This is a genomic window from Nocardioides sp. BE266, from assembly GCF_031457855.1.
GTDB lineage: Bacteria > Actinomycetota > Actinomycetes > Propionibacteriales > Nocardioidaceae > Nocardioides.
In genome coordinates this window covers 270,351-294,699 of sequence record NZ_JAURTI010000004.1, presented here as the reverse complement: position 1 = coordinate 294,699, position 24,349 = coordinate 270,351, and the positions used below count along the sequence as shown (strand labels likewise).

Here is a 24,349-nt window from a genome sequence, read left to right as displayed (position 1 = left end):
CACCGGCGGGTCGTTCGCTTAGGCTCCGACGGTGGAGTCGCGAGCCGAGGTCGACCTGCGTCGGCGCCTGCCCGCACTGGCGCTGTGCATGCTGCTCGCGGGCGTGGGACTGATCGAGACGTGGGCCCACCTCGAGCAGGGCGGCCCCGGCTGGGACGCCTGGGCCTACTGGGACGCCTGGCGCGGCGCGATGTACGACGGCTCCGTCGGCGACCCCGGCCACTACCTCTACAGCCCCGCCTTCGCCCAGGTGGTGTGGCCGCTCGCGCAGACCACGTGGCCGCTCTTCCTCGGCGTCTTCATCGCGATCAACGCGGTCGGGCTGGCCTGGCTGCTGCGACCGCTCCCCCTGAGCCTGGCCGTCCCGCTGTGGCTCGCGGCGTCGCAGGAGATCGTCTCGGGCAACATCTTCATCCCGATGGCGATCGTCGCCGTGCTCGGGATGCGGCGCCCCCACCTGTGGGCCTTCGTGGCGCTCACCAAGATCACGCCCGCGCTCGGGCCCGTCTGGTTCGCGGTCCGCCGCGAGTGGACGGCCGTGGCGCAGGCCGCCGCTACCACGCTCGCCGTCGCCGTGGTGTCGTACGTCGCCGCGCCGGGGCTGTGGCACCAGTGGTTCACGTTCCTGGTCGACCAGGCCCGGCTGTCGGACGGCGCCATCGGCTACGAGTTCATCCCCGGGCCGATCTACCGGATCCCGGTGGCTCTGCTCCTCGTCGTCTGGGGCGCCCGCACGAACCGGGTGTGGGTGCTGCCCCTGGCCATGGTGCTCGCGACGCCGTTCATCTGGAACGGGTCGTTCACGCTCCTGGCCGCGATCCCCCGGCTCCGGGCAGCCCGGCCTCGCGCCGCTCGGCGAGATCGAGCCGACGGTCCTCCCGCGACGCCTCCCTCATCGACTGCCGCACCCACTGGGTGAAGAGCACCGCGAAGAACAGCACGCCGACCAGGTCGCCGCTGGCCCAGAGGATGCCGCCGGCCAGGTGCTGGTCGTCGAGGGCCGGAGGCAGCCACGCACCCATCGGGCCCTCCCGCAGCGCGAGGTAGTGCTCGCCGCCGATCAGCGTCGTCTGTCCCATGATCGTCACCCCGAGGAAGGCGTGGAACGGCAGCGTCATGATCGTGAGCAGCACCCGGAACGGGTAGCCGACGCGGCCCGGCACCGGGTCGATGCCCATCAGCGGCCAGAAGAAGAGGGTGCCGACGAGGACGAGGTGGACGTGCATCATCTGGTGGACGAAGGCCGAGCCCAGGCTGGCGTCGTACCAGGAGCTGAAGTAGAGCGCCCACGGCGAGGCCACGTAGAGGACGAAGGCCAGGGGCGGGAAGGCGAGCACCTTCGCGACCCGTGAGTGCAGCAGCGCCAGCAGCCAGCGCCGCGGGGCGGCGGGCAGCGTGCGCAGCGCGAGGGTCACGGGCGCGCCGAGCGCGAGGGCCAGCGGCACCACCATCGACAGCACCATGTGCTGGACCATGTGCACGCTCAGCAGCGTGGTGTCGTAGCGCCCGAGCCCGGACGACGTGGCGACGAGGAACGACCCCATGCCGAGCCCGACGAAGGCGAGCGTGCGACCGACCGGCCAGCGGTCCCCGCGGCGCCGGAGCGCGGCCACCCCGAGGAGGTAGAGGCCGGTCGCCCAGACCGTCACGACGAACGGGATCGGATCGATCCCCCAGTCGGTGAAGACCCGCCCGAGCGTGAATCGCGGAAGGGTCTCGGAAGCCGCCGCGGAGAGCATCGGCAGGTGGATCAGCACGCTGTGAACTTTATGACGGGACTACACAGGGGGTCGGGGTGCCCTCCGGCTTCAAGAGCAGCCATAATGAGGCCCGTGGCGACAGCAACAGCGATTCCGGCATCCCGACTGCACGGGCACCACGACCGACCGAGCATGGTCAGCGTGGGCACGATCATCTGGCTCTCCAGCGAGCTGATGTTCTTCGCGGCGCTGTTCGCGGCCTACTTCACGATCCGCGCCGTCAGCCCCGAGCTGTGGGCGCAGGAGACCAGCAAGCTCAACGTGCCGTTCTCGACGGGCAACACGATCATCCTCGTGGCGTCGTCGTTCGCCTGCCAGTGGGGCGTGTTCGCCGCCGAGCGCGGGCAGGTCGGCCGCACCGGTGGCCTGCTCAACTTCACCAAGTGGGGCCTGCGCGAGTGGTTCATCCTGACCTACCTGATGGGCGCGGTGTTCATCGGCGGCCAGGCGCTGGAGTACGCCGAGCTGATCCACGAGGGCGTGACCATCCCGAGCTCCGCCTACGGCACGATGTTCTACCTCACGACCGGCTTCCACGGCCTCCACGTGACCGGCGGCCTGATCGCCTTCCTGTTCGTGCTGGGACGCACCTACCTGGCCCGACGCTTCACCCACGAGCAAGCCGTCACCGCGATCGTCGTGTCCTACTACTGGCACTTCGTCGACGTGGTGTGGATCGGCCTGTTCTTCACGATCTACGTCATCCAGTAAAGCCCCGCCCCGCAACGGCTAAGGACTGAAAAGTGCGTGTGCTCAACCGAACCGCTGGTCGCCTCTCCCGGCACCGTCGAGGACCTCTCGCGGGTCTCGCCGTCCTGCTGCTGGGCCTGCTGATCAGCGGCTCCCTCTACACCGCCCTGGCCCCGGCGCAGGCTGACAACCAGCCCAGCGAGACCGACCAGGTCGCTCAGGGCAAGGAGCTGTTCCTCGCCAGCTGCGCGTTCTGCCACGGCAAGAACGGCGAGGGCATGCCCACCGTGCGCGAGGGCTACCAGGTCGGCCCGTCGCTGGTCGGCGTCGGCGCCGCCGCGGTCGACTTCCAGGTCGGCACCGGCCGCATGCCGATGGCCAGCCCCGGCGCGCAGGCACCCCGCAAGCCCGTCGCCTTCAACGACGAGGAGACCGCGGCCCTCGCGGCGTACGTCGCCTCGCTCGCGCCCGGCCCGGCCATCCCCAACGAGTCCGACTACTCCATCGAGGGGCTCTCGGACGAGGAGCGCGAGGAGGCCATCTCCCGCGGCGGCCAGATCTTCCTGACCAACTGCACGGCCTGCCACAACTTCAACGGCCGTGGCGGCGCCATGCCCCGTGGTGGCTACGCCCCGAACCTGCACGGTGTCGAGGGCAAGTACATCTTCGAGGCCCTGCTGACCGGCCCGCAGGCCATGCCCAACTTCAGCAACGGCAACCTCTCCCCCGACGAGAAGCGTGACGTCATCGCCTACCTCGGCAGCATCCAGGACACGCCCGAGTACGCCGGCTTCACGCTCGGCGGCCTCGGCCCCGTCTCCGAGGGCATGTTTGCCTGGCTGGCCGGCATCGGCTCGCTGGTGGGCGCGGCGATCTGGATCGCCTCGCACACGACTCGGAGCAAGAAGAGCAAGGTGAACGCGTGAGCATCGAGACCCCTCCCCACGAGTCGCACGTGCCGACGCACCGCGAGGCCGAGCCGATCCCCGACCCGGGCCTGCCGCCGCACCACTGGCGCCCGACCGACGTCGACCCCAAGGCCGAGAAGCGTGCCGAGCGGCAGATCGCCGCGATGTTCATCGCCGCGATGATCAGCGCGGTCCTGTTCGTGGTCGCCTACTTCTCCTTCGAGGTCGGCGACAACTGGGACACCTTCGCCGGCATGGGCGCCTCCACGGTGGCCCTCGGCGTCACCCTCGGCCTGACGCTGCTGCTCATCGGCATCGCGATCATCCACCTCGCCCGCAAGCTGATGTCCGACGTCGAGATGGTGGAGATGCGCCACTCGGCCGCCTCCCCGCCCGAGGACCGCGAGGCGACCATCGAGGCGCTGAACGCCGGCCTCGACGAGGCCGGCATCGGCCGCCGCCCGCTGGTGCGCAACACGATGCTCGGCGCGGTCGGCATCCTCGGCCTCCCGGCCGTCGTGCTGCTGCGCGACCTCGCCCCCGGCGACGAGCTCGACATCAGCAAGCTCGCGCACACGATCTGGGAGCCGGGCATGCGCCTGGTGCGCGACGTGGTCGGCACGCCGATCCTCGCGAGCGAGGTCGAGATGGGCGACCTGATCAACGCGGCTCCCGAGGCCCTGTTCCCCACCGAGGAGAACGGCTACGAGGAACTCCACGGCGCCGAGCTGCAGGTCAACAAGGCCAAGGGCGCCATCATCATCGTGCGGATGGAGCCCGAGAACATCATCCCGGCCAAGGGTCGGGAGAAGTGGACCGTCGACGGCATCATCTGCTACTCGAAGATCTGCACCCACGTGGGGTGCCCGATCTCCCTCTACGAGCGCACCACGCACCACGTGCTGTGCCCGTGCCACCAGTCGACCTTCGACCTGGCCGACCACGCCAAGGTCATCTTCGGTCCGGCTGCCCGGCCCCTCCCCCAGCTGCCCCTGGCAGTGGACGAAGCGGGCTACCTCGTCGCACAGAGCGACTTCACCGAGCCCATCGGGGCAAGCTACTGGGAGCGTGAGAAGCAGTGAGCGTCGACACCAGCAAGGTCGCGACGAGCAACCGCACCGACGCCGCGACCGCATCGAAGCCCGGCCCCGCCGGGTCGCTGGCCTCGTGGGCCGACGACCGGCTCGGCCTGGCCACGATGATGAAGAAGAACCTCCGCAAGGTCTTCCCGGACCACTGGTCGTTCATGCTCGGCGAGATCGCCCTGTGGAGCTTCGTCGTGCTGCTCCTCACCGGCGTGTTCCTCACGCTGTGGTTCACCCCGTCGATGGGCGAGGTGACCTACGAGGGCTCCTACGACCAGCTCCGGGGCATCGGCATGTCCGAGGCGATGGCCTCCACGCTGCACATCTCCTTCGACGTGCGCGGCGGCCTGCTCATGCGCCAGATGCACCACTGGGCCGCGATGATCTTCATCGCCGCGATGATGGTGCACCTGCTCCGCGTCGCCTTCACCGGCGCCTACCGCAAGCCGCGTGAGCTCAACTGGGTCATCGGCTGCGTGCTGCTGCTCCTGGGCACGCTCGAGGGCTTCACCGGCTACTCGCTCCCCGACGACCTGCTCTCCGGCACCGGCGTCCGCGCGGCCGACGGCTTCATGAAGGCCAGCCCGGTCATCGGCACCTACATGTCGTTCCTGCTCTTCGGTGGCGAGTTCCCGGGTGAGTCGATCATCCCGCGCCTCTACATCGTGCACGTGCTGCTGATCCCGGGCATCCTGCTCGCGCTGATCGCCGCCCACATGCTGCTGCTCGTCTACCACAAGCACACGCAGTGGCCCGGCCCCGGCCGCACCGAGCAGAACGTCGTCGGCTTCCCGATGCTGCCCGTGTACGCCGCCAAGGCCGGTGGCTTCTTCTTCATGGTGTTCGGCGTGGTGGCCCTCATGGGCGGCCTGCTGTCGATCAACCCGGTGTGGAAGTTCGGCCCCTACGACCCGACCAAGGTCACGGCCGGCTCGCAGCCCGACTGGTACATGGGGTGGCCCGACGGCGCGCTGCGCATCATGCCCAGCCACCTGGAGACCGTCCTCTTCGGCTACACGATCTCCTGGAACGTGCTGATCCCGATCCTGCTGCTGCCGCCGATGATGCTCGTCATCCTGATGCTGCTGCCCTTCATCGAGGGCTGGATCACCGGTGACAAGCGCGACCACCACCTGCTCCAGCGCCCGCGCAACGCGCCCACGCGCACCGCGGTCATGGTGTCGCTGATGACCTTCTACGGCCTGCTCTGGGCCGCGGGCGGCAACGACATCATCGCGATCAAGCTGCATGCCAGCATCAACCAGATCACCTACTTCATGCGCGGAGCCGTCTTCCTCGGTCCCGCCCTGGCGTTCTGGATCACCCGACGCTGGTGCATCTCGCTGCAGCGCCACGACAACGAGAAGCTCCTCCACGGCTACGAGACGGGCATCATCACCCGCTCCCCCGAGGGCCAGTACGCCGAGCGGCACCTGCCGATCAACGAGAAGACGGCCTACACCCTCACGGCCCGGGAGCGTGACGAGGTCTTCACCGTCGGCAGCGACACCGACGCCGCCGGTGTGGCAGCCCCCAACAGTCGCTCCGAGCGCCTGCGGGCCCGCCTGTCGAGGTGGATGTACGTCCACAACGTGCAGAAGCCCACGGTCGCCGAGCTCGAGGAGGCGCACCACCACGCCGAGCACGAGGCGGAGCTCGCCGCAGGTCTCGACCACCCGGTCGACGGTCACCAGTTCGACGATCACCGCCTGCGCGACACCGACGACGTGCCGCTGCGCGACCACTGATCGTCGTACGACAGCACGAGGGCCCGCCGGGATCATCCCGGCGGGCCCTCGTCGTTCCTGCTGCGTGAGCGGGGTCAGTCGCCCTTGACGTTCACCAGCTGCCGCAGCACGTGGCGCACCTCCACGAGGTCAGCGGCGTCGGCCATCACCTGGTCGATGTCCTTGTAGGCCGCCGGGATCTCGTCGATGAAGGCGTCGGTGTCGCGGTACTCGATCCCCGCCATCGCGACCCGCAGGTCCTCGGCGGTGAAGGTCTTCCGCGCCCGGGTCCGCGAGTACTCCCGCCCGGCACCGTGCGGCGCCGAGCAGAGCGACGCCGGGTCACCCTTGCCGACCACGACGTAGGACGCCGTGCCCATGGACCCCGGGATCAACCCCGGGCGCCCGGCCTCGGCGTTGATGGCCCCCTTGCGGGAGAGCCACACGTCGCGGCCGTAGTGGTGCTCGGGCTCGGTGTAGTTGTGGTGGCAGTTGATCTCCTCCTGCCGCTCCACGTCACCGCCGACCCACTCGCCGAACTGGCGCACGACCCGGTCCATCATCTCCTCGCGGTTGAGCAGCGCGTAGGTCTGCGCCCACCGCATCTCGCGGATGTAGGCGTCGAACTCCTCCGTGCCCTCGGTGAGGTAGGCCAGGTCGCGGTGCGGCAGCTCCACGTCCGCACACAGCTCGCGGGCGACCGCGATGTGCTTCTGCGCGATCCGGTTGCCGACGCCGCGGGACCCCGAGTGCAGGAACAGCCACACTCCCCCGCTCTCGTCGGCGGTCACCTCGATGAAGTGGTTGCCCGACCCGAGGGTGCCCAGCTGCAGGTCCCACCGCGAGGCGTACGACGCCGGGTCGAAGCCCGCCCCGGCCGCGAGGCCTCGGAGCTGCTCGAGCCGCTGCTCGGTGTGCTCACGGCTCACGGTGCGGTTCGCGGCGCCGGCGTTGAGCGGGATCGCCCGCTCGATCGCCTCACGGACCGGCTTGCGGTCCTCGGGCAGGTCGTCGGTGGCGTACTGGGTGCGCACGGCGATCATGCCGCAGCCGATGTCGACGCCCACGGCGGCCGGGATGATCGCACCGAGGGTCGGGATCACCGATCCCACGGTGGCACCCAGGCCGAGGTGTGCGTCGGGCATCAGCGCGACGTGCGGGTGGATGAACGGCATCTGGGCCGTCTGCTCCGCCTGGGCGCGCGTGGTGTCCTCGAGGATCGACGCCCAGCTGAGCAGCGTCGGGGTCAGGTTCTCCATCGTCCTTCCTTGTCTGTCCGGGCCCGCAGGGTTGCGGGCCGGTGGAGGACGCTAGAGGCCGCGAAACGGGTTGCACCGCCCATTTCGCGTGTGCTGCCTCAGGTGAGGGCGGAACCCTGCTTCCAGTCGGCGAAGGAGAGGTTCCAGTCGCCGTAGCCGTTCTGGAGGGTCATCGGCCGGTCGGTGCCGGTGTACTGGACGACGTCGCCGCGGCGGCTCATCGCGTACAGCCAGCCGGCGTCGGCGGTCGACATGCCGGTGCAGCCGTGCGACACGTTGGCGTGGCCCTGCGAGCCGACCGACCACGGTGCTGCGTGGAGGAACTCGCCGGAGTAGGTGACCCGCATCGCCCAGCGCACGTCGTCGATGTCGTAGGCCTCGGGGCTGTTGCGGTTGATGCCGACGGTCTCGGAGTTCATCCGCTTGGTGGCGAACTTCTCGATGATCACCTTGGTGCCCGAGCGCGTGGTGAAGCCGGGCTTGCCCGTGGTGATCGGGATCGTCCGCAGCAGCGTGCCGTTGGAGAAGACCTGCATCTGGTGGGTCTGGGCGTTGACCTTGTAGACGTGGGCGTCACCGACGTGGAAGGAGACCTGGCGGTCCTCCTGGCCGTAGATGCCGTTGCCGGCGGGCAGGCTGTTGATCTCGAGGTCGACGGAGACGTCGGTGCCGGCCTTCCAGTAGCTGGCCGGGCGGAAGTGCGCCTCCTGGTCGCTCATCCAGTACCACGAGCCCTTCTGCTGCGGGGTGCTCGTGACGTGCATGTGCTTCTCGAACAGCGCCTTGTCGGTCACCGGGACGTCGAAGGTGACGATCACCGGCATGCCGACGCCGACGGTCTCGCCGTCGAGCGGCGCGATGGCGGCGTAGGTCTGCTGGTCGAGGGTCAGGTCGACGGTGTGGAACGAGCGAGTGCGCTCCACGCTGCTGCCGTCGCTGCGCTCCGCGCTCGCGGTGATGGTGTAGTCGGTGCCGGGCTCGAGGGCCGCGCCGGACGTCCAGGAGCCGTCCTGGACCTTGCCCGCGAGCTCACCGAGCGTGGAGGTCACCGTCACCGTGCCGAGCGTGCCACCGGTCGCACCCACCGTCACCGGTGCGTCGATCGGCACTGCCTTCGCGTCCTGGAAGCTCGTGGTGAGCCGGACCGGGTCGGGCTTGGCCGACTCCGACGCCGCGTCGGCTCCGGGGCCGTCGGGCGACGACGAGCTGCCGCCCGCCGAGCTGCAGCCGGCGAGGGCGGTGACGGCGAGGAGCGCCGCAGCGAGCGCCGTACGACGGTGCGGGCGGCGCGTGGACACGGGCAGGGACGCACGGACCATGCGACGAGACCCCCTGGGCGAGCTGACGAAACGGAAGAACCCGTCCAGCGTACGACGCGGACGGGCTCTTCCGAATTCGGCGGACGCTCAGTGGGCGTGCTCGCCCCGGTAGTACTCGAAGACGAAGCCGCACACGGCCACGGCGCCGATGGTGAAGCCGATGATCACCAGCCACCACGCCGCGAGGGCGGTGCCGTACACGATCACGCCCAGGGTGAGGGCGCACCACAGCGGCCACCACGAGTAGGGCGGGAAGAAGCCCAGCTCTCCGGCGCCCTCCGCGATCTCGCCCTCCTTGCGGTCCTCGGGCCGCGGGTCCATGCGCGAGGCGTGGAAGCCGAGGTAGAGGGTGACCATGCCGAACAGCAGCGCGGTCATCACCAGGGCCGACGTGCCGGTCGGGTCCTCGGCGAGGAACCAGTAGGCCGGGGTCACCACCGCGACGAACAGCGCGGTGAGCCCGAAGATCCAGGCCTCGGCCTTCATCGGTTGTCCTCCTCGGTCGGGGTGGTCGTGTCGGCGCGGTCGCGCAGCATCTCCTCGCGTCCGGAGACCTCGGGCGCGTCAGCGAAGTCGCCGTTGCGCTCGGCGTCGTGCTCGTCGAGCTCACGCAGCGCCACCTCGGGGTGGTGCAGGTCGAAGGCGGGCGACTCGGAGCGGATCCGCGGCAGGGTGTGGAAGTTGTGGCGCGGCGGCGGGGAGCTGGTTGCCCACTCGAGCGAGCGGCCCCAGCCCCACGGGTCGTCGACCTCGACCTTGGGACCCTTGGCGGAGATGTAGACGTTGTAGAGGAACGGCAGCACCGAGGCACCCAGCAGGAACGAGCCCACCGTGGAGACCTGGTTGAGCGTGGTGAAGCCGTCCTCGGGGAGGTAGTCGGCGTAGCGACGCGGCATGCCCTCGACACCCAGCCAGTGCTGGACGAGGAAGGTGGTGTGGAAGCCGACGAAGAGGACCCAGAAGTGGACCTTGCCGAGGCGCTCGTCGAGCATCTTGCCCGTCATCTTCGGCCACCAGAAGTAGAAGCCGGCGAACATCGCGAACACCACGGTGCCGAAGACGACGTAGTGGAAGTGCGCCACCACGAAGTAGGAGTCGGACACGTGGAAGTCCAGCGGCGGGCTGGCCAGGATGACGCCCGTCAGGCCACCGAAGAGGAAGGTGGTGAGGAAGCCGATCGACCACAGCATCGGGGTGTCGAAGGACAGGCTTCCGCCCCACATCGTGCCGATCCAGTTGAAGAACTTCACACCCGTTGGCACGGCGATGAGGAAGGTCATGCCGGAGAAGAACGGCAGGTCGACCGCGCCGGTGACGAACATGTGGTGCGCCCACACGGCCACCGAGAGCATCGCGATGCCGAGCGTCGCGGCCACCAGGCCGACGTAGCCGAAGATCGGCTTGCGGCTGAAGACCGGGAGGATCTCGGAGATGATGCCGAAGAACGGCAGCGCGATGATGTAGACCTCGGGGTGCCCGAAGAACCAGAACAGGTGCTGCCACAGGATCGGCCCGCCGTGCGACGGGTCGAAGACGTGGGCCCCGAGTATCCGGTCGGCCTCCAGCGAGAGCAGCGCGCCCGCGAGGATCGGGAAGACCAGGATCACGAGCATGCTGGTGATCAGCGTGTTCCACACGAAGATCGGCATCCGGAACATGGTCATGCCGGGCGCGCGCATGCAGATGATCGTGGTGATGAAGTTGACGCCACCGAGGATCGAGCCGAGACCGGCCATCCAGAGGCCCATGATCCAGAGGTCACCACCGACACCGGGACTGCGTACGGCGTCGGAGAGGGGCGTGTAGGCGAACCAGCCGAAGTCGGCGGCGCCCGAGGGCGTCAGGAAGCCCGAGCCGGCGATCAGCCCGCCGAACAGGAACAGCCAGTAGCTGAACATGTTGAGGCGCGGGAACGCGACGTCGGGCGCACCGATCTGCAGCGGCATGATCACGTTGGCGAAGCCGAAGAACAGCGGCGTCGCGAACAGCAGCAGCATGATCGTGCCGTGCATCGTGAACAGCTGGTTGTAGAGCTGGTCGTTGACGATCTGCTGGCCGGGGTAGGCCAGCTCGGCGCGGATCAGCATGGCCATCAGGCCCGCGGCCAGGAACCACCCGAACGAGGTGATCAGGTACATCTTGCCGATCAGCTTGTGGTCGGTCGTCGTCAGGATCCGGACGACCTGCTGTCCCAGCGGCTTGCGCTCCGGCGGCTGCGCCGACGTGTGGGATCCGGCGGAGGTGGTGGCGGTCACTCGCTCTGTCCTTCCGAGTCGTCGTCGAGCCCGACCTGGTCGTTGACGTAGTCGCCACCGAGGACAGGCGTTGCGGCCTCCTGGCCGGCCTCCGCCAGGTCGGCGAGGTGCGCCTCGTAGTCGGCCTGGCTGACGACCTTGACGTTGAAGAGCATCCGCGAGTGGGAGACACCGCAGAGCTCGTAGCACTTGCCGACGTAGTCGCCCTCGACGGTCGGGGTGACCTGGAGCTTGTTCACGCGGCCGGGGATGACGTCCATCTTCATGAGGAACGCCGGCACGCCGAAGTCGTGGATCACGTCGGGCGAGTGCAGGTTGAACTGGATCGTCTGGTCGACCGGGAGCCAGAGGGTCGGGATGTCGCGGGCGGTGCCGGACTCGTAGACGTAGTCGCTGTAGGCGAAGTCGTCCTCGGTGCCGTTGGCACCCGGCTCGCCCGTGGCGGAGGTGTCCTGCTCGCCGAGGCCGTGGTTGAAGGTCCACGACCACTGCTGGCCGGTCACCTCGATGGTGAGGTCGGGGTTCGGCACGAGCTTGGTCATCTCGTCCTGCACGCGGACGGTGTGGAAGAAGAACACGACGCACATCAGGACCGGCGCGATCGTGTAGAAGACCTCGAGCGGCAGGTTGTAGCGCGTCTGGCGGGGGATCTCGTCGTCGCTGCGACGACGGAACTTGACCACGGCGTAGAAGATCAGGCCCCAGACGATGACACCGGTGACCATGGCGGCCACCCAGGCCCACTTCCACAGCTCGTAGGTGTAGGGACCCTGCGCGCTCGCGCGGTCGGGCATCGCGAGGTTGCGGATCTGGTGCTCGTCGGCCTCGGAACACCCGGCCAGCACCAGCATCGTCACGCCCAGCAGCGCGACCCTCAGGATGCGCCGGGCTGGCGCGCCTGAAAGCTTGGGGACTTGCAGACCCACTGACGAGCCTCTCTCTCGGTCCTTTTCGACGAACAGAGACTATCCCCATCCGGGCCTGCCGTGCCGGGCAGGGTCGGGTGTCGGCGGATCTGCGTGGATCAGCATCGGCCGTCCCGCGTGGACAGGGCTGTGCGTGGCATAAGTTGCCCCTGTGACTGGGCCGGCGAGCGGGAGGCGCGACCTCGACAGCGCGTCCGCCGCTTCCCTGCACCCGGCGGCCCGCGAGGTGCTGCTCGCGGCCCTCGACCGGGGGTACGCCGACCCGCGCCGGCTGCACGGCGCCGGCCGCGACGCCCGGCTGCTGCTCGACAACGCCCGCGAGGCCACGGCCGACGCGCTCGACGTGCGGGCCGACGAGGTGACCTTCACGCCGTCCGGGACACATGCGGTCCACCTGGGCCTGCTGGGGCTGGTCCGCGGGTCGCGCCGCGGGGACGTCGTCGTCCACTCGGCGGTGGAGCACTCCGCGGTGCGGCACGCCGTCGCGTGGGGCGCCCGCGCCTCCGAGGTGGGCGTCGACCACCTCGGACGCATCGACGCCGGCGAGCTCACTGCTCGCGCCGCCGCCCCAGACGTCGGGGCGGTGGCCCTCCAGACCGCCAACCACGAGGTCGGCACGGTCCAGGACGTCGGCGACCTCGAGCTGCCTGACGACGTCCCGCTGTTCACCGACGCCTGCGCCTCGATGGGCCGCCTGCCGCTGCCGGAGGGCTGGGCCGCTGCAGCCGGCTCGGCGCACAAGTGGGGCGGCCCGGCGGGCGTCGGCGTGCTGCTGGTCCGCAAACGGGCGCGCTGGCGCAACCCGTTCCCCGGCGACGACCGGGTCGACGAACGCTCCACCGGTTTCGAGAACGTTCCCGCGATCCTCGCCTCGGCCGCCGCGCTCCAGGCGGTGGTGGCAGAGCGTGACGAGGTCGGTGTGCGCCAGCACGCGCTCGTGGACGTCGTACGGCAGCGGGTGGCGGCGGAGGTGCCCGACGTCGAGGTGGTCGGCGACCCCGACCGGCGGCTCCCCCACCTGGTGACGTTCTCCTGCCTCTACGTCGACGGCGAGGCTCTGGTGACCGAGCTCAACCGCCGCGGCTTCGGCATCGCCAGCGGCTCGGCCTGCACCGCCTCGACGCTCACTCCAAGCCACGTGCTGGAGGCGATGGGGGTGCTCACCCACGGCAACGTGCGGCTCTCGCTGCAGCGCGACACGACCCGCGCGGACGTGGACGCCTTCTGCGACGCCCTGCCAGGGGTCGTCGCCGAGATCCGCGCGCGGGTCGGCCTCTGATGCAGTACGACGTCGCGCTCGAGCTCGACTGCCGCGAGATGCCGTGCCCGATGCCGGTCATCGAGCTGGCCCGCCACCTCGCCGATGTCGGGGTCGGCGAGCTGCTGGCCGTCGTCGCGCACGACCCCGCGGCAGCGGTCGACGTACCGGCCTGGTGCCGGATGAAGGCGCAGGACTACGTCGGCGCGGACACCGCCGCGGACGGCGCGCCGCGCTACGTCGTACGACGCGTCAGCTGAGCGCGCTGCCCGGCTGACCGGGTTTCGACACGCTCCGTCGCGGCTTCGTCCCTCAGCCGCGGTCGCTGCTCAACCACCGACGATCGAGTCCGCTGGCGCGTCCTCGATCAGGGACGGATCGTCTTGAGGTGCGGCTCGAGGTCGGCCACGGCGTCGTCGCCGTAGGTCTCCTGGCAGCGGGCGAGGAAGGCGCTGCGGGAGATCTCGTACTCCTGCGTGCCGACCCGCTCGACGACGTAGACCGCGAGGAGGCAGCCGAGCTGGGCGGCGCGCTCGTGGTCGAGGCCCCAGCTGAGGGCGGCGAGGAAGCCGGCGCGGAAGGCGTCGCCGACGCCGGTGGGCTCGACCTTCTCGATCTCGGGGACCGCCGGGACCACGATCGACTCCGCGCCCTCGCGGTCGATGCGGACGCCGTCGGGGCCGAGGGTGACGACCCAGGTGCCGACCCGCGAGAGCACCTCGTCGCGGCTCCAGCCGGTCTTCTGGGTGATCAGGCTGGCTTCGTACTCGTTGGAGAACAGGATCTCCGCGCCGTCGATCAGCGGGCGGATCAGGTCGCCGTCGCCGAAGGCGAGCTGCTGCGACGGGTCGGCGAGGAACTTGTAGCCGCGCTGGCGGCACTCCTCGGTGTGGCGCAGCATCCCCTGCGGGTCGTCGGGGCCGATGATCACGTAGTCGGGCTCGCCCACGCGGTCGACGATCGGCTTGAGCTCGATCTCGCGCGACTCGCTCATCGCGCCGGCGTAGAAGCTCGCGATCTGGGCGTGTGCGGTGTCGTTGGTGCACACGAACCGGGCGGTGTGGCGCGTCTCCGAGACGTGCACGGAGTCGCAGTCGACGTTGTGGCGCTCGAGCCACGCGCGGTACTCGGCGAAGTCCTCGCCGACCGCGCCGACGAGCACCGGGCGCAGGCCCAGGTTGCCGAGGCCGAAGCAGATGTTGGCGGCACAGCCGCCGCGGCGTACCTCCAGGTCCTCGACGAGGAACGACACCGACAGCTTGTCGAGCTGGTCGACGACGAGGCTGTCGGAGAACTTGCCCGGGAAGGACATCAGGTGGTCGGTCGCGATGGATCCGGCTACAAGGAGGGACACGACGCGAAACACTACCTCCCGGTAGTTGCTCCGCGTGTCGCGCTTCGCTTCCCGGCCGCCAGCTTGGCGATGGCGGTATCCACACCAGGGCTCGGCTCGCCGCCATCAGGAGGCGTCGGCGTGCCGGTGCCCTCGCCGTTCTCCAGCCACTCGACGGGAACGCCGGTCATGAGCGCCCACTGAGCGAGGAACGGGCGCTTCGGAGCGGTGCCTCGTCCATTGAGCCAGCGGCTGATGGTAGAGCGGCTGACGTCCATCCGAGCGGCGGCTTCCTCGACAGAGATCCCCGCCTCGTCGAGCGACATCTGCAAGCGCCACTTGAGCGTGACGGCCGGGATGCGCTCCTGTGCCTGTGTGGTCATGGGTTGAGTATGGCACATCGTGACGCTCGTGCGTCAAGTTTCAGAAAGTCAACACTTTCTCAACGTAGTCGCTTGTCCGTCATGCGACATTGTGCCAAAGTGGCACGCATGAGCAGCGATTACCTCTCCACTCCCCAGGTGGCTGCCGAACTCCACGTCTCGACGCGCACGGTCCACCGGATGGTTACAGCCGGCGCTCTAGTCCCCGCACTGACGGCCCCCGGTGGGCCTCATGGTGCATACCTCTTCACCCGGTCAGAGGTTGAGCGGGCCAAGGAAGAGGCCGCCGCATGAGCCCGCCCACCTCAGCCAGTCCCATGCCTCGCGTTGAGCAGATCAGCGCGGAGAGTGAGCTCTCCACCCAGTCGAAGCCTTACTACGAGGACGACCTGGTGACGCTGTACCACCTCGACGAGCGCTACTGCGAGATCGCAGCCAAGCGACTCGGTCAAGAAACGCTATTCGGAGGCGCCGCATGAACCTCTCCACCCGCACCCAGCAGATGCGGTTCCTTGTCGCCGAGCTGGGTGTGACCCGGCAGCAGGCGCACCGTCTGCTCGTGGCCTACGAGAAGGACCTGCGCGACGCGGACGCCCATGAGGCCAGCGCCGAGGAGTTCGGTCCGTGGCTGCGTCGTCGTGGCGACCTGATGATCGTGCGCGGCAAGGCCAAGCGTGCGTGGCGGGTGGCGTCATGAGCGAGCAGCGGTCTCCCGAGAATGACGCGCTCAAAGCCAAGGAGCCGGGCGCTACCTACCGCATCGTCCGGGCGGCGAAGGAGCGTTGGTGTGGCGACCGCACGGCGACCTACCCCGCCCCGTGTCCTCGGAAGATCGAGAAGGGCGAGCAGTACGTCCGAGCGGTCATGTTCAAGAATCACGACGTCTACGCCTACGTAGACCGGGACACGCATCAACCGCTGACGCGCCCGATGGTGACGGACCTGTGCTTCGCCTGCGCCGAGCAGTACTACACGACCCAGATGTTGGTCATTGCTGCTGAGCGAGCTGTGCGAGTGGCTGAGCACGCGAACCGCGTCATTCCACCCGCAATGGACGCCTAACAACGCACTGACCGCCGCGGCGTGGAGCGACTCACCGACCCCACGCCGCGGTCACCAACCCCCAGCCGTCGGTCACCAACTCCCAGCCGTCACCTCAGGGCGTCGGGCGGCTGGGTCATGCCCACAAGAGAACAGCGAAGCCCGGCCACCTCGAAGCAACCGGGCCCGCTCAACAACTGCAAGGAGATCATCTCATGGCACGACCCGAAACCCACGACGACTTGTCCGACTGGCAGCGCCAGGGGCACCTCGTCGCACAGATTCCGAGCGAGCACCTCACTCGCCACCCTGCTCTGGGTGCGCACCTGCTCGCGGCGGTCGCGGAGGCTGACCGGCTCGGCCTGATCCGCGAGGCGGACGGTTCGATCCGCATTCCGCTGACCGATGACGAACTTGACGTCAAGGTCAAGAGCGAGCAGCGGTCGTGGGACTGGAACGCCGAGCGCTGGGAGAAGTCCATGGCTGGCGACACCGAAGTGTGCCCGACGTGGGCGCGTTCTGGTGTCGATGCATGGGCCAAGGCCGAGGGTCGCGACCTCGTCGACTGGTCCGCGCTGGACGAGGAGGCAGCCCGATGATCACCACCGGAGAGTTGCCCACCACGACCGCCCAGAAGGCCGAGTTGTGGCGCACCTACGCCGAGCTGCCCGACATGCCGCACGCGCTGTTGTCGGATGCCCTGGCGCAATACCTGATAGCCGTCAGCCCGACCACGTTCGCGAGGCTGCTGTCCGAGGCGGTGGCGAACTCATGACCGCCGCTACTGAACAGTGGGCCGACTGGTGCGAAGCCGACGAGGAAGCCGGGATTGCTTTCTGTGGAACTCGGATGGTTGAGCACAGTCGACGATCCCTCGGTGAGCGCTGGTGTTTCCATCACCGCCGCCGTCACGAGTTCTTCTGGGTCGTCATGGTGCCCGATGGCCTGTCGTACTACGGGCCGCACGTCGAAATCCAGGGCGAGGTGAGCGGCTGCACCGACCTCTTTCCCGGCTGGACGCGCGAGTGGGAGGACGACTGATGCGCGCCCCCTTCTACAGCCGACGACTCGGACACACGACCTTCTACCGGATCGGAGGTGGTCGACCATGACCGCCACCCTGCTCGCCTACATCACCAACCTCGACGGCCCCGTGTTCGTCGGGTGGGTGCTCATCATCCTGATGGTCTCGCTTGCCGTCGCCTGCCAGATCGCGCGCCACGGTCAGCCCGAGCAGCCTGCACCGAGGTTGGCTGCCAGTTCGAACCGGAAGGCGGCGCGACGATGAGGCTCTATGTCGCGGGCCCCATGAGCGGCCTCCCTGACTTCAACTACCGCGCGTTCTTCGATGCCGCCGCTGCCCTCCGCGGGGCTGGCTACGAGGTGGAGAACCCAGCCGAGAATGAGCTGGAGGGCGAAGCGTCGTGGCTCGCGTTCATGCGCATGTCGCTCGTCCAGATCAGCAAGGTGGATGGACTAGCGCTCCTGCCGGGCTGGCAGGACAGCCGAGGGGCCTCGCTTGAGGTCCACATCGCCGAGGCCCTCGGGTTGCGCCTCTGGTCGGTCGACAAGTGGCTGGAGGCGTCCTCATGACGTTACTCCTGATCGCCCTCGCGCTGTGGCTGGTCGTGATCCCTGCCGCCGTGGTCGCGCTGGTGCTGTGGTCCAAGAGCCACGACGACGCCTGGACCGACGAGCGCCCCGAGTGGGCTGACGACGAGACGCCGACCTACGACGCCCTGTGCTTCGAGTTCTGGGCCAAGGAGATGCAGCCATGAAGCGCGAGTGGAAGCCCGGCAACGTGGCGCTGGTCCGCGGCACTATCGGAGTCGACGCGGTGGCCGTCCGGTCTGGCGTCCCGAGCAACATGGGATGGGCTTACAACGGCGACGGACCCGACACGAAGAACTACGGCAATTGCTGGATGAGTGACCGTGACGGGGATGCGGTCATACGCCCCCTCGTCGTCATCGACCCCGAGGACCGCGAGCAGATCGAGCGGCTGCGCGACCTCATGGTCGGTCACGACATTCACGAGGGGAGGCCGTGCTACTCGACGACCTGTCACGCCGATCGCCTCGCTGACGCCCTCCACGAGTTCGCCAACCCGACGCCGCTGAAGCCGGATGAGCCGACCGGACTGGGGGCCGTGGTGGAGGACGAGAAGGGCGACCACTGGGTTCGCCTCGACGCCTCTGGCGTCTGGGCCTGCTCGGAGGACGAGGACCGCACCGCCACGTATTGGCCGAAGGTCACAGCCGTCCGCATCCTCAGCGAAGGAGTCCAGCCATGACCGCCGCCACCGAAGCTCGCGACGCCGGGATGCGACTGGCCGAGGATGGTGCCGACCCGCGCCTCAAGATCGCCGTCGACAAGGTGATCGCCGAAGCCATCGCGTCGGGTGAGCCGTTCAGCGCCAACTCGATTCGTCGCCTCATGCCAGCCGTCCGCTCCGGGCTCATCGGCAGCCGCGTCCATGCCGCTGCCCTGCGCAAGGAGCCGCGCCTGGTGAAGGTCGGCGAGGAGGCTTCGACGCTGAAGTCGACGCACGCCAAGCCCGTGGCCATCTGGGCGGTGGCGTCATGAGTGAACCTGTGACCGGCCACGACATGAGCCGCTACTGGCGACTCGTCAACAACGACGGCGGACTCATCACAGGTACGTGGTGGGTGACGCGACCAGACGACAAGAAGGGCACGTCGCACGTCAAGCCCATCGACGTCGTCATGTGGAGCGAGGGCCGCCACCACGGACTGACCCTGAAGCCGGACGACTTCACCGCTTTCGTTACCGATGGCGTGGTTGAGCCGATCTCCATCCGGGCCCGCCATGACCACGTGCAGAGCGAAGCCGGGCACCGACTGGCAGAGATCGAGGCCGTCGTGCTCACTGTCATTGCAGCCGCTGAATGGCCCAACGATGAAGCGGCCGAATCATGACCGCCAACGACTGGGAGCCAACCCCGCCCCGTCCTGGCTCCTTCGACGACTGCCAGGCCCGCGGCTTCGACCCAGCCACCGCGAGCCTGCCCGACAACACCGAGCCGCTCGGCCCTGAGTGGCAGGGCGCCCTGGACAGGTCGCTGGAGATCGTGCGCCACCTGCGCTGCGGGGTCGAGGACTGCGGCGAGATCCGCTGCGACCGCTGCGGGGACCGAATGCTTTGCACCGGACCCGAGCCACGTGCCTGCGGAACCACCTGCGTCGACTGCCCGTGTCACTGCGCGACCTGTTTCAAGGTGCGCGAGGAGATGCGTGCCGAGCTGATGCACCAGATCGAGAAGGAGGGGTGATGATCGAGCCCGGCCTGCGCCACGACCTCAGCAACGACGAGTACCACGCCATCACCGACTGGTTCTCGTCCAGCCAGCTCAAGGCTGCGCTTCCCGAGCACTACAAGCCCGGTGGCAGCCAGGAGGCGCTCGACTTCGGCACCTTGTTCCACACCGCCGTGCTTGAGCCCGACAATCTCGCCGGCTACGTCGCCCTTGACGCCACCGCCATCGCGGGCAACAACCCGAAGACCGGCAAGCCCTACGACGCGCCGCACATGACCGCAAAGTTCAAGGCAGCGGTCGCAGAGGCCAGCGAGAGTGGCAGCACCGTTGTCGCGCAGGCCGACCTCGACCGGGCGCTGCGGATGTCGGAGGCTCTGCGCGATCACGCCACCGCCGCACAACTCCTCTTCGGCCCCGAGGGAACCAACGAGGAGTCGGCGTTCGCCGTGGACGACGACGGGGTCCGGCACAAGGCGCGCTTCGACAGGCGCATCCCCGGCGCGATCGTGGACCTCAAGTCGACCAGCGCCAAGCCCGGCCGGCACTCGCTGACCCGCGCGGCCATCGACTACGGCTACGACGTGTCCGCTGCGCACTACCTCGCCGTCGCCGACCTTCTTGGCCTCGATGCCCCGGCCTTCGCCCTCGTGTTCGTCAGCAAGGACGACAAGCCCCGCGTCACGGTCGCCGAGATCGACGGCACCCTGCTCGCCCGCGGAGCCGAACTCCGGCGCCGCGCCATCGAGCGCCTGACCACCCCGGACGCGCCCGCCTACGAAGGCGCCACCGGGTTCCTGACACTCACCGCCCCGCGCTGGGCAGAACTGGAGACATCCGCATGACCGAGATCGCCGTCCGCCAGGACACCACGCCCGTCGTCCCCATGCCCGGCTCCACTGGAGCCAACCTCATCCGCGAGGCAGCCGCCGTCATGGTCGACGCTCACAAGCTCGCCACCGCCGTCGCCAGCACGCAGATGATCCCGAAGCACTTCCAGAACAAGCCCGACGAGCTCGCCGCCGCCATGCTCTACGGCGCGAGCCTCAACCTCGACCCCATGCAGTCCGCCCGGCAGATCTACGTCGTGCACGGACAGGCCGCGCTCTACGCCAGGGCGATGGACGCACTCGTGAAGGGCGCCGGCCACAACACCTGGACGGTCTCCACCTCCGACGAGTCCGTGACGGTCGCCGGCCAACGCAAGGGATCGGCGCACATCGAGGAGTCCACTTGGACCTTCGAGCGCGCCAAGAAGGCGGGCTACACCAACAACGAGAAGTACCGCACCGACCCTCAGGCGATGCTCTACAGCAAGGCGCTCTCGGAGGTGTGCCGGAAGATCGCCCCCGACGTGCTCAATGGCGTCTACGCGGTGGAGGAGCTCCAGATGGAGCAGCCGTGGGACGGAACCACCGCCGCGCCGCGCCCGGGCCTTGCCGCCGCCCTCGCGCCAGCCGCGCCGGTGGCAGAGCGACCAGCCTACGAGTCCCCCCTGCTTGACACCCGAGGCTCCCTCGCCAAGCGGATGTTTGCCACGTTCCGCTCGGCCGGGCTCGAGGAGAAGGAAGACCGACTCGCTTACGCCAGCGCGGTCCTCGGCCGCGAGATCGGGTCGTCCGCCGAGATGACCGACGACGACGCGCACGCCGTCATCAAGGCGATGGAGTCGATCGCCGCCGACGCCAACCAGGCAGGTGAGTCCCTTTGAACGTCAAGGACTTCGGCACCGAGCTCGACAGCATCAGCAGCTGCACGCCCGAGCAGCACGCAGCAGCCCGCGCCTACGTCGAGGCCAACGCACCCGACTGCCTGGCCGCGATCTTCGGGGAGGAGTCGTGAGTTGCGACTGCCAGATGGGTCTGTCCGCGCGAGCTATCAAGTACGCCGGAGAGAAGAACCACCCACATGACCCCGGAGACCTCAACCGCTGCATTGCCTACTGCCGATCGGCTGGCATTGACAACGAGACCCTCCGTCGACGCATGACAGGTCGCTCTCCTGAGTGGGACGCGCTCCTGCCGCACTGGGGCGAACTGGTTGGGCTGCTGGATGACGAGAAGGACACCCGGAAGGACGGCTGTGCTCCAGCGACGTACCGACGGATGCGCGAGATCCTCGACGAGGTGACCCGATGACCCGCCAGCCCACACCCGCCGACCTCCGCCGCCTCGCCACCCACGAAGACGCAGCCGGCAACCACGACCGCGCCAACGCCCTCCACTGCCTCATCGTGTGGATGCGCGGCGGGGACTACACCGTGCCGGGGGTGCGCAATGGCTGAGCCCTACTACGAGGACGAGTCGGTGACGCTGCACCACGGCGACTCGCTCGAGATCCTCCGTTCGCTGCCAGACCAGTCGATCGACTGCTGCGTGACGAGCCCGCCCTACTTCGGGCTACGCGACTACGGCACCGAGGGCCAGTACGGGCTCGAGGCGTCTCCTGCCGAGTACGTCGAGACCATGCGCGCCCTGTTCGCTGAGGTGCGTCGCGTGCTCGCCGACGACGGAACCCTGTGGCTGAACATCGGGGACTCCTACTACTCGGGACGTGGAGCTTCGACGGGCGTCGATGCGAAGAACCCCGCCCGTCGCTTCGGCGTCCGGTCCGTCGACAAGGGCGGTGTCGATTGGGCCAAGCCGAAGAACTTGCTTGGCATCCCCTGGCGCACCGCCTTCGCCTTGCAGGACGACGGATGGACGCTCCGGGCCGAGGTGATCTGGGCCAAGCGCAACTGCCTCCCGGACCCCGCCGCAGACCGCCCCGCCCGGGCGCACGAACAAGTCTTCCTCTTCTCCAAGAAGCGGACCTACTGGTACGACGCCGACGCGATCCGGGAGGATTCCGACCCGGAGCAGGAGGCTCACAACCAGCGGTACGCCCGTGAGTACGAGGGCCACACGGCTCGTGCCGCCACCACTGGACAGCCTGGCAACGTCAACAACGTCGGCATCCACTCCCGCCCCGGCAAGGGCGGCCGACCGGCGCGGTCCGTCTGGTCGATCAGCGCGCAGCCGTTCGCGGAGGCGCACTTCGCTGTCATGCCAGCCGAGATGGCCGAGAGGTGCGTTCTCGCCGGCTGCAAGCCGGGAGGCGTCGTGTTGGACCCCTTCTCCGGATCCGGCACCACCGGCTTCGCTGCCACCAAGCACGGCCGCAAGTACGTGGGCATCGACCTGTCGGCCGACTACCTCGACCTGAGCCTGAGGACGCGGTTCGCGCAACCCGGACTCGATCTGAGCGGCGGTGTGGCATGACCGCCCCGATCCCCGAGCGCGGGGACGTGAGCAGCGAACCGACCGCCGAGGGGTTGACCGAGGCTGAGCGGGACATGCTGTGGCGCGGGGTGAAGATCACCCCGAGCGTCTATGACCGCGAGCAGATTGAGGCGGCGGTAGGTCGGATCGTCTCGGCCCGGACAGCAAGGGCGCGAGCGGTGCTCGATGTGGTCGACTCACTCACAGTCGCGGCCGAGCATCGCGCTAAGACGTCGCTGTCTCGCACCTTTACTGGCGAACCATTCCCGTCGACCGTGCCCGCCGCAGACATCCGCGCCGCCCTAGACGGCATCCGATGACCGCCGAGGAGCAGGGCGGCGACGAGAGCGGCGGGGGGCTGAGCCGTGGCGAGCGGAAGGCTCTGTCCGAAGTGGTTGGTTGGCCACCGGGTGGAGCCGCAACGGCTCGCCTTGCTGTGGCGGTCGAGCGTCGCGCCGCTGTCGAAGGTGACCGGTCGTGAGCGGGGACGGGCTGCGTGAGGCCGTGGAGCGCGTGCGGCGATACCTCGACGAGAGGGAGCGTCCGATGCCCTTCGCCCCGCAAGGATTTCTGCCGATCGACTTCCTCGGGGAGATCACGCGCACGGGTGACCGCCTGCTCGCAAGCGACCTTCGCCGCATCCTCGCCGAGCACCCGGCCACGCCCGACAGTGCCGCCGACGACACCGGGGCAGGCGAGCGGGAGGCACTCGGGTTGATCTTGCGCGACCTGTGGGGCCGCATCCACGTCACCCGTTTCGATGACGTCCAGCCCGACTCGCTCTACAACGGCGTCACCCGTTCGGAGCGCATCGTTGAAGCCGTGGGGCGCGAGCAGGGGGTGGGAAACGTCCGCCTTCCCGCCGCCACCCCGGACGCCGACGACACGCCCCCGCCCGTCGAACCTGACACCGGGGAGGTCGAGGGGTTGGCGCGGGCGCGGGAGGAAGCCGACTTCGCCGCGATCGTCGAGCGCGTCATGGCCGCGCAGGGCTGGGTATGCGACCCGAGCGACCATGACGACCTGCCGGGCGTAGGCGAGTGCATCAACTGTGACGCCGAGCGCCACCGCCTCGGCTACCAAATCCACGAAGCCGTCCTCGCCTCCGACTGGCTCGCCGCCCACGACCAGCAGGTCAAGGCCGAGGCGCTGCGAGAGGCGGCAGACGAGATGGTCGGGCGCGGTGGCACAAACCCGGCCGCCCGATTCCTCCGAACCCGCGCTGAGTGGATCGCACGCGGGGAGGCCGGACAGTGACCGCCCCCATCGACTGGTCCTCGCCGCTGTGGGGCAAGCCCGGGCACAACGTTCACGAGGCCGCGTGGGCAGCCGACAGGAAGCACGCCGACGAGACGGATGAGGAGTTCTCGTGAACACGCCCTGCATCATCTGGACCAAGGGGCTCGACGCCTGCGGATACGGACGACAGCAGAAGGATGGCAAGGCTCAGGCCGCCCACCGCGTCGCCTATGAAGAGGCCGTCGGGCCGATCCCCGAGGGCCTCGAGATTGACCATCTCTGTCGGGTTCGCGCTTGTGTTAACCCAGAGCACTTAGAGCCGGTTACCCATGCCGAGAACGTCCGGCGTGCGGCTGCTGCTCGAACGGCGTGCCGACAGGGTCACGAGTGGAACGAAGAAAACACCTACATCTGGAACAACACTCGCTTTTGCCGGGCCTGCAACCGCGAGGCTCAGCGCAAGCGCAAGGCGGCACGAGCCAAGGCAGCATCGTGAACACCGTCGCCACCGTCGCCGTCATGGCCGTGCTCGTCGTGGCCTGCGTCTGGGTCACCTGGCTGAACCTGAGCAAGCGGGGGCGGACGTGAGTGTCATCGCCCTTGTCTGGACCTCGCCGCCACTCACCAAGAAC

At 68.8% G+C, this 24,349-nt stretch carries 38 protein-coding genes; 30 read left to right on the top strand and 8 right to left on the bottom strand.

Going from position 1 to position 24,349, the window contains the following annotated elements:
* Window positions 1-31: 31 nt before the first annotated feature.
* Window positions 32-919 carry a glycosyltransferase 87 family protein gene (locus J2X46_RS13760; protein ID WP_310251452.1) on the top strand — a complete coding sequence of 296 codons (888 nt, stop codon included), beginning with the start codon at window positions 32-34 and terminating at the stop codon, window positions 917-919.
* Here J2X46_RS13760 and J2X46_RS13755 read toward each other — a convergent pair.
* The gene (locus J2X46_RS13755) at window positions 801-1,757 is read right to left on the bottom strand and encodes a cytochrome c oxidase assembly protein (RefSeq protein ID WP_310251449.1); all 957 of its coding nucleotides are present in this window, start codon (window positions 1,755-1,757) and stop codon (window positions 801-803) included. The two genes, J2X46_RS13760 and J2X46_RS13755, sit on opposite strands and share 119 nt — an antisense overlap.
* 66 nt (window positions 1,758-1,823) lie before the next feature.
* Here J2X46_RS13755 and J2X46_RS13750 point away from each other — a divergent pair, with 66 nt between their 5' ends.
* From J2X46_RS13750 to J2X46_RS13735, 4 genes are read left to right on the top strand one after another with little or no spacing between them, the layout of a single operon-like run.
* On the top strand, window positions 1,824-2,471 hold the full coding sequence (locus tag J2X46_RS13750) for a heme-copper oxidase subunit III (protein WP_310251446.1): 648 nt from the start codon (window positions 1,824-1,826) through the stop codon (window positions 2,469-2,471).
* A 32-nt stretch (window positions 2,472-2,503) separates the two neighbouring features.
* Window positions 2,504-3,376 (top strand): cytochrome c, encoded by an 873-nt coding sequence (locus J2X46_RS13745; protein ID WP_310251444.1) that lies wholly within the window; start codon window positions 2,504-2,506, stop codon window positions 3,374-3,376.
* Window positions 3,373-4,440: a Rieske 2Fe-2S domain-containing protein gene (locus J2X46_RS13740; RefSeq protein ID WP_310251443.1), complete on the top strand. Its 1,068-nt coding sequence runs from the start codon at window positions 3,373-3,375 to the stop codon at window positions 4,438-4,440. The genes J2X46_RS13745 and J2X46_RS13740 overlap by 4 nt, the downstream gene beginning before the upstream one ends.
* Window positions 4,437-6,191 carry a cytochrome bc complex cytochrome b subunit gene (locus J2X46_RS13735; RefSeq protein ID WP_397214371.1) on the top strand — a complete coding sequence of 585 codons (1,755 nt, stop codon included), beginning with the start codon at window positions 4,437-4,439 and terminating at the stop codon, window positions 6,189-6,191. The genes J2X46_RS13740 and J2X46_RS13735 overlap by 4 nt, the downstream gene beginning before the upstream one ends.
* A gap of 74 nt (window positions 6,192-6,265) precedes the next feature.
* On the opposite strand, the gene J2X46_RS13730 is transcribed toward J2X46_RS13735, so the two are convergent.
* The 5 genes from J2X46_RS13730 to coxB all read right to left on the bottom strand — a co-directional run bounded on the left by J2X46_RS13730 (window position 6,266) and on the right by coxB (window position 11,929).
* Window positions 6,266-7,429: an RtcB family protein gene (locus J2X46_RS13730; protein ID WP_310251441.1), complete on the bottom strand. Its 1,164-nt coding sequence runs from the start codon at window positions 7,427-7,429 to the stop codon at window positions 6,266-6,268.
* Window positions 7,430-7,527: 98 nt separating this feature from the next.
* Window positions 7,528-8,748 (bottom strand): Ig-like domain-containing protein, encoded by a 1,221-nt coding sequence (locus tag J2X46_RS13725; protein ID WP_310251439.1) that lies wholly within the window; start codon window positions 8,746-8,748, stop codon window positions 7,528-7,530.
* Between the two features lie 87 nt (window positions 8,749-8,835).
* Window positions 8,836-9,234, bottom strand: coding sequence for a cytochrome c oxidase subunit 4 (locus J2X46_RS13720; RefSeq protein WP_310251437.1), 399 nt, complete (start codon window positions 9,232-9,234; stop codon window positions 8,836-8,838).
* Entirely contained in the window at window positions 9,231-10,943 is a 1,713-nt protein-coding gene (ctaD, locus tag J2X46_RS13715; protein WP_310252068.1) for a cytochrome c oxidase subunit I, read from the bottom strand. Before ctaD ends, J2X46_RS13720 begins: the two co-directional genes overlap by 4 nt.
* A 56-nt stretch (window positions 10,944-10,999) precedes the next feature.
* Window positions 11,000-11,929 (bottom strand): cytochrome c oxidase subunit II, encoded by a 930-nt coding sequence (gene coxB, locus J2X46_RS13710; RefSeq protein ID WP_310251435.1) that lies wholly within the window; start codon window positions 11,927-11,929, stop codon window positions 11,000-11,002.
* A gap of 151 nt (window positions 11,930-12,080) precedes the next feature.
* Between coxB and J2X46_RS13705 the strand changes: the two genes are divergently transcribed.
* Together J2X46_RS13705 and J2X46_RS13700 are read left to right on the top strand one after the other, a co-directional pair.
* On the top strand, window positions 12,081-13,208 hold the full coding sequence (locus tag J2X46_RS13705; protein WP_310251433.1) for an aminotransferase class V-fold PLP-dependent enzyme: 1,128 nt from the start codon (window positions 12,081-12,083) through the stop codon (window positions 13,206-13,208).
* Entirely contained in the window at window positions 13,208-13,447 is a 240-nt protein-coding gene (locus J2X46_RS13700; protein WP_310251431.1) for a sulfurtransferase TusA family protein, read from the top strand. The genes J2X46_RS13705 and J2X46_RS13700 overlap by 1 nt, the downstream gene beginning before the upstream one ends.
* Window positions 13,448-13,554: 107 nt before the next feature.
* Here the strand turns inward: J2X46_RS13700 and J2X46_RS13695 are convergent, their stop codons facing one another.
* Window positions 13,555-14,541, bottom strand: a complete 987-nt coding sequence (locus tag J2X46_RS13695) for a carbohydrate kinase family protein (protein WP_310251429.1) — start codon at window positions 14,539-14,541, stop codon at window positions 13,555-13,557.
* An 11-nt stretch (window positions 14,542-14,552) separates the two neighbouring features.
* Complete coding sequence (locus tag J2X46_RS13690) at window positions 14,553-14,903, bottom strand: helix-turn-helix transcriptional regulator (RefSeq protein WP_310251427.1); 351 nt, start codon at window positions 14,901-14,903, stop codon at window positions 14,553-14,555.
* A gap of 9 nt (window positions 14,904-14,912) precedes the next feature.
* Between J2X46_RS13690 and J2X46_RS24110 the strand changes: the two genes are divergently transcribed.
* From J2X46_RS24110 to J2X46_RS13580, 23 genes are all read left to right on the top strand, one after another.
* Window positions 14,913-15,197 (top strand): helix-turn-helix domain-containing protein, encoded by a 285-nt coding sequence (locus J2X46_RS24110; protein WP_397214363.1) that lies wholly within the window; start codon window positions 14,913-14,915, stop codon window positions 15,195-15,197.
* Entirely contained in the window at window positions 15,194-15,382 is a 189-nt protein-coding gene (locus J2X46_RS13685; RefSeq protein WP_310251425.1) for a hypothetical protein, read from the top strand. Before J2X46_RS24110 ends, J2X46_RS13685 begins: the two co-directional genes overlap by 4 nt.
* Window positions 15,379-15,600: a hypothetical protein gene (locus tag J2X46_RS13680; RefSeq protein ID WP_310251424.1), complete on the top strand. Its 222-nt coding sequence runs from the start codon at window positions 15,379-15,381 to the stop codon at window positions 15,598-15,600. Before J2X46_RS13685 ends, J2X46_RS13680 begins: the two co-directional genes overlap by 4 nt.
* The gene (locus J2X46_RS13675; RefSeq protein WP_310251423.1) at window positions 15,597-15,965 is read left to right on the top strand and encodes a hypothetical protein; all 369 of its coding nucleotides are present in this window, start codon (window positions 15,597-15,599) and stop codon (window positions 15,963-15,965) included. The genes J2X46_RS13680 and J2X46_RS13675 overlap by 4 nt, the downstream gene beginning before the upstream one ends.
* A 221-nt stretch (window positions 15,966-16,186) precedes the next feature.
* Window positions 16,187-16,543 (top strand): hypothetical protein, encoded by a 357-nt coding sequence (locus J2X46_RS13670; RefSeq protein WP_310251421.1) that lies wholly within the window; start codon window positions 16,187-16,189, stop codon window positions 16,541-16,543.
* Window positions 16,540-16,719 (top strand): hypothetical protein, encoded by a 180-nt coding sequence (locus J2X46_RS13665; protein WP_310251419.1) that lies wholly within the window; start codon window positions 16,540-16,542, stop codon window positions 16,717-16,719. The genes J2X46_RS13670 and J2X46_RS13665 overlap by 4 nt, the downstream gene beginning before the upstream one ends.
* The gene (locus J2X46_RS13660; RefSeq protein WP_310251417.1) at window positions 16,716-16,985 is read left to right on the top strand and encodes a hypothetical protein; all 270 of its coding nucleotides are present in this window, start codon (window positions 16,716-16,718) and stop codon (window positions 16,983-16,985) included. The genes J2X46_RS13665 and J2X46_RS13660 overlap by 4 nt, the downstream gene beginning before the upstream one ends.
* Window positions 16,986-17,052: 67 nt before the next feature.
* Complete coding sequence (locus J2X46_RS13655) at window positions 17,053-17,232, top strand: hypothetical protein (protein ID WP_310251415.1); 180 nt, start codon at window positions 17,053-17,055, stop codon at window positions 17,230-17,232.
* Window positions 17,229-17,537, top strand: coding sequence for a DUF4406 domain-containing protein (locus J2X46_RS13650; RefSeq protein ID WP_310251412.1), 309 nt, complete (start codon window positions 17,229-17,231; stop codon window positions 17,535-17,537). Before J2X46_RS13655 ends, J2X46_RS13650 begins: the two co-directional genes overlap by 4 nt.
* Complete coding sequence (locus J2X46_RS13645; RefSeq protein WP_310251410.1) at window positions 17,534-17,722, top strand: hypothetical protein; 189 nt, start codon at window positions 17,534-17,536, stop codon at window positions 17,720-17,722. The genes J2X46_RS13650 and J2X46_RS13645 overlap by 4 nt, the downstream gene beginning before the upstream one ends.
* Window positions 17,719-18,237, top strand: coding sequence for a hypothetical protein (locus J2X46_RS13640; protein WP_310251409.1), 519 nt, complete (start codon window positions 17,719-17,721; stop codon window positions 18,235-18,237). The genes J2X46_RS13645 and J2X46_RS13640 overlap by 4 nt, the downstream gene beginning before the upstream one ends.
* On the top strand, window positions 18,234-18,530 hold the full coding sequence (locus tag J2X46_RS13635; RefSeq protein ID WP_310251407.1) for a hypothetical protein: 297 nt from the start codon (window positions 18,234-18,236) through the stop codon (window positions 18,528-18,530). Before J2X46_RS13640 ends, J2X46_RS13635 begins: the two co-directional genes overlap by 4 nt.
* A gap of 8 nt (window positions 18,531-18,538) precedes the next feature.
* Window positions 18,539-18,883 (top strand): hypothetical protein, encoded by a 345-nt coding sequence (locus J2X46_RS13630; RefSeq protein WP_310251405.1) that lies wholly within the window; start codon window positions 18,539-18,541, stop codon window positions 18,881-18,883.
* Window positions 18,880-19,236 (top strand): hypothetical protein, encoded by a 357-nt coding sequence (locus J2X46_RS13625; protein ID WP_310251403.1) that lies wholly within the window; start codon window positions 18,880-18,882, stop codon window positions 19,234-19,236. Before J2X46_RS13630 ends, J2X46_RS13625 begins: the two co-directional genes overlap by 4 nt.
* Window positions 19,236-20,063 (top strand): PD-(D/E)XK nuclease-like domain-containing protein, encoded by an 828-nt coding sequence (locus J2X46_RS13620; protein ID WP_310251400.1) that lies wholly within the window; start codon window positions 19,236-19,238, stop codon window positions 20,061-20,063. Before J2X46_RS13625 ends, J2X46_RS13620 begins: the two co-directional genes overlap by 1 nt.
* Complete coding sequence (locus J2X46_RS13615) at window positions 20,060-20,929, top strand: recombinase RecT (protein WP_310251399.1); 870 nt, start codon at window positions 20,060-20,062, stop codon at window positions 20,927-20,929. Before J2X46_RS13620 ends, J2X46_RS13615 begins: the two co-directional genes overlap by 4 nt.
* The gene (locus tag J2X46_RS13610) at window positions 20,926-21,060 is read left to right on the top strand and encodes a hypothetical protein (RefSeq protein WP_310251396.1); all 135 of its coding nucleotides are present in this window, start codon (window positions 20,926-20,928) and stop codon (window positions 21,058-21,060) included. The genes J2X46_RS13615 and J2X46_RS13610 overlap by 4 nt, the downstream gene beginning before the upstream one ends.
* A gap of 143 nt (window positions 21,061-21,203) precedes the next feature.
* Complete coding sequence (locus J2X46_RS13605) at window positions 21,204-21,356, top strand: hypothetical protein (protein WP_310251394.1); 153 nt, start codon at window positions 21,204-21,206, stop codon at window positions 21,354-21,356.
* Window positions 21,353-21,502: a hypothetical protein gene (locus J2X46_RS13600; RefSeq protein WP_310251392.1), complete on the top strand. Its 150-nt coding sequence runs from the start codon at window positions 21,353-21,355 to the stop codon at window positions 21,500-21,502. The genes J2X46_RS13605 and J2X46_RS13600 overlap by 4 nt, the downstream gene beginning before the upstream one ends.
* Window positions 21,495-22,478, top strand: a complete 984-nt coding sequence (locus tag J2X46_RS13595) for a site-specific DNA-methyltransferase (RefSeq protein ID WP_310251391.1) — start codon at window positions 21,495-21,497, stop codon at window positions 22,476-22,478. The genes J2X46_RS13600 and J2X46_RS13595 overlap by 8 nt, the downstream gene beginning before the upstream one ends.
* A complete protein-coding gene (locus J2X46_RS13590; protein WP_310251389.1) occupies window positions 22,475-22,798 on the top strand; it encodes a hypothetical protein in 324 nt (107 codons plus the stop codon). The genes J2X46_RS13595 and J2X46_RS13590 overlap by 4 nt, the downstream gene beginning before the upstream one ends.
* A gap of 157 nt (window positions 22,799-22,955) precedes the next feature.
* Window positions 22,956-23,735 carry a hypothetical protein gene (locus J2X46_RS13585; RefSeq protein WP_310251387.1) on the top strand — a complete coding sequence of 260 codons (780 nt, stop codon included), beginning with the start codon at window positions 22,956-22,958 and terminating at the stop codon, window positions 23,733-23,735.
* Between the two features lie 112 nt (window positions 23,736-23,847).
* Complete coding sequence (locus J2X46_RS13580; RefSeq protein ID WP_310251385.1) at window positions 23,848-24,213, top strand: HNH endonuclease signature motif containing protein; 366 nt, start codon at window positions 23,848-23,850, stop codon at window positions 24,211-24,213.
* Window positions 24,214-24,349 lie beyond the last annotated feature (136 nt).

Coding starts and splice junctions, on each gene's coding strand:
- J2X46_RS13750 (WP_310251446.1), top strand. CDS start 1,824: ATGAGGCCCGTGGCGACAGCAACAGCGATTCCGGCATCCCGACTGCAC.
- J2X46_RS13730 (WP_310251441.1), bottom strand. CDS start 7,429: ATGGAGAACCTGACCCCGACGCTGCTCAGCTGGGCGTCGATCCTCGAG.
- J2X46_RS13725 (WP_310251439.1), bottom strand. CDS start 8,748: ATGGTCCGTGCGTCCCTGCCCGTGTCCACGCGCCGCCCGCACCGTCGT.
- J2X46_RS13720 (WP_310251437.1), bottom strand. CDS start 9,234: ATGAAGGCCGAGGCCTGGATCTTCGGGCTCACCGCGCTGTTCGTCGCG.
- J2X46_RS13700 (WP_310251431.1), top strand. CDS start 13,208: ATGCAGTACGACGTCGCGCTCGAGCTCGACTGCCGCGAGATGCCGTGC.
- J2X46_RS13690 (WP_310251427.1), bottom strand. CDS start 14,903: ATGACCACACAGGCACAGGAGCGCATCCCGGCCGTCACGCTCAAGTGG.
- J2X46_RS24110 (WP_397214363.1), top strand. CDS start 14,913: ATGGCACATCGTGACGCTCGTGCGTCAAGTTTCAGAAAGTCAACACTT.
- J2X46_RS13685 (WP_310251425.1), top strand. CDS start 15,194: ATGAGCCCGCCCACCTCAGCCAGTCCCATGCCTCGCGTTGAGCAGATC.
- J2X46_RS13680 (WP_310251424.1), top strand. CDS start 15,379: ATGAACCTCTCCACCCGCACCCAGCAGATGCGGTTCCTTGTCGCCGAG.
- J2X46_RS13675 (WP_310251423.1), top strand. CDS start 15,597: ATGAGCGAGCAGCGGTCTCCCGAGAATGACGCGCTCAAAGCCAAGGAG.
- J2X46_RS13665 (WP_310251419.1), top strand. CDS start 16,540: ATGATCACCACCGGAGAGTTGCCCACCACGACCGCCCAGAAGGCCGAG.
- J2X46_RS13660 (WP_310251417.1), top strand. CDS start 16,716: ATGACCGCCGCTACTGAACAGTGGGCCGACTGGTGCGAAGCCGACGAG.
- J2X46_RS13655 (WP_310251415.1), top strand. CDS start 17,053: ATGACCGCCACCCTGCTCGCCTACATCACCAACCTCGACGGCCCCGTG.
- J2X46_RS13650 (WP_310251412.1), top strand. CDS start 17,229: ATGAGGCTCTATGTCGCGGGCCCCATGAGCGGCCTCCCTGACTTCAAC.
- J2X46_RS13645 (WP_310251410.1), top strand. CDS start 17,534: ATGACGTTACTCCTGATCGCCCTCGCGCTGTGGCTGGTCGTGATCCCT.
- J2X46_RS13640 (WP_310251409.1), top strand. CDS start 17,719: ATGAAGCGCGAGTGGAAGCCCGGCAACGTGGCGCTGGTCCGCGGCACT.
- J2X46_RS13635 (WP_310251407.1), top strand. CDS start 18,234: ATGACCGCCGCCACCGAAGCTCGCGACGCCGGGATGCGACTGGCCGAG.
- J2X46_RS13625 (WP_310251403.1), top strand. CDS start 18,880: ATGACCGCCAACGACTGGGAGCCAACCCCGCCCCGTCCTGGCTCCTTC.
- J2X46_RS13620 (WP_310251400.1), top strand. CDS start 19,236: ATGATCGAGCCCGGCCTGCGCCACGACCTCAGCAACGACGAGTACCAC.
- J2X46_RS13615 (WP_310251399.1), top strand. CDS start 20,060: ATGACCGAGATCGCCGTCCGCCAGGACACCACGCCCGTCGTCCCCATG.
- J2X46_RS13605 (WP_310251394.1), top strand. CDS start 21,204: ATGACAGGTCGCTCTCCTGAGTGGGACGCGCTCCTGCCGCACTGGGGC.
- J2X46_RS13600 (WP_310251392.1), top strand. CDS start 21,353: ATGACCCGCCAGCCCACACCCGCCGACCTCCGCCGCCTCGCCACCCAC.
- J2X46_RS13595 (WP_310251391.1), top strand. CDS start 21,495: ATGGCTGAGCCCTACTACGAGGACGAGTCGGTGACGCTGCACCACGGC.
- J2X46_RS13590 (WP_310251389.1), top strand. CDS start 22,475: ATGACCGCCCCGATCCCCGAGCGCGGGGACGTGAGCAGCGAACCGACC.